The organism is Nocardia sp. NPDC003345 (assembly GCF_053589395.1).
Genome location: NZ_JBSFRU010000590.1, coordinates 1 through 1,585, shown reverse-complemented (window position 1 = coordinate 1,585; position 1,585 = coordinate 1). Strand labels below are relative to the sequence as shown.

Genomic DNA, 1,585 nt, shown 5'->3' with positions numbered 1-1,585 from the left:
CCGTGCCGCCAGATCCCGGGATAGGTGTCGAAATAGGCGTCGTGATACCGATGGCCCTCCGGATCGTTCCAGAAACGCACCGGCATCGACGGCAGCGGAGCGGTCACCACCAATTCCCCGACCTCGCCGCGCACCGATTGCCCCACCTCGTCGAAGGCATCCAGCGCGACCCCCAGATACGGCGCCGACAACTCACCCGGCCACACCGGCACCGTGCGGACCCCACCGGCGAAGGCGGAGACGACGTCGGTGCCGCCGCTGATGGACGCCACCGGCACCCCGCCCGCGTTCTCGTGCAGCCACAACGACGACGCGGGAGGCAGCGACGATCCGGTGATACCGATCATCCGCAGTGCCGACAGGTCGTGATCGGAAGCGGGAACCGATCCGGCCTTCATACAACCCAGGACATAACCGGGACTGGTACCGAGCACCGTGGTACCCGTGCGGGCGGCGATCTCCCACAGCGAATCCGGCGCCGGATGCGCGGGACTGCCGTCGTAACAGACGATGGTCGCCCCCGCGAGCAGGCCCGCGACCTGGAAATTCCACATCATCCAGCTCGGGCTGGTGTACCAGAGGAAGGTATCGCCGGGGCCGATATCCGACTGCAGGGCAACGGCCTTGAGATGTTCCAGCACCACCCCGCCGTGCCCGTGCACGATCCCCTTGGGCAGACCGGTGGTGCCGGAGGAGAACACGATCCACAGCGGATGCGCGAAATCCACCGTCTCGGTATCGAGCACCGGATCACCGGCGGGGTCCGCGGCCGCCGCCCACGGGGTGCTGTCCGGGATCTCCACTCCCAGCCGGGGCACCACGACCGTGGCCCGCAGGCTCGGCAACCCGTCCCGCAACGCGGCGATATCCGCGCTCTTGTCATGCGTCTTCCCGCCGTAGCGGTACCCGTCGGCGGTCACCAGCACCACCGGTTCGAGCTGCCCCAGCCGGTCCAGCGCCGCCTTCGCGGTGTAATCCTGACCGCAGGCGCTCCAGACCGCGCCGATGGCGGCGGTACCGAGGAACGCGATCACGGTCTCGGTGATATTCGGCAGATAGCCGATCACCCGGTCGCCGGGACGCACATCCAGATCACGCAGCGTCCGCGCGAACGCGGCCGCCCGGGTCAGCAACTCGGCCCAGGAGGTCTCGGTGACCTCATCGGAACCCTCGGTCACCTGCAGAACCGCCGGGCGGTCGGTGCGTGCCTGCGCGGCCACGCGATCCACGTAGTTCAGGGTGGTCCCGGGGAACCAGCGGGCCTCGGGCATCTCCGGGCACGGGAGTACGTCACCGGCCACCGGACCCAGCTCGAAATAGTCCCAGACGGCACCCCAGAAATCGGAGAGGTTGTTCACCGACCACTGCCACAGCGTTTGATAATCCGGTAGTGCGGCACCGGACCGCGCGGAGACGAAGCGGGCGAAATCGGTGACCCGGGCATCGGCGATATCCCGTTCGGTCGGTACCCACTGAGGTTCCACCGGTGTAACCCTTCTGTGTCATTGGAGCGGCTCCGCCGCTCGAGGGCGGGGCCCTATTAACCCCGGTTCTTCACTCCCGCCGGTCGGTCGCTGCGCTCCCT

Annotated in this window: 1 protein-coding gene; it reads right to left on the bottom strand. The window is 68.0% G+C overall.

Annotated features, from left to right (window positions below):
* Nucleotides 1–1,484, bottom strand: a 1,484-nt coding sequence (locus ACWDU1_RS32245; RefSeq protein ID WP_450004198.1) for an acetoacetate--CoA ligase, incomplete at its 3' end; no start/stop codon positions are given.
* Nucleotides 1,485–1,585: the final 101 nt, after the last annotated feature.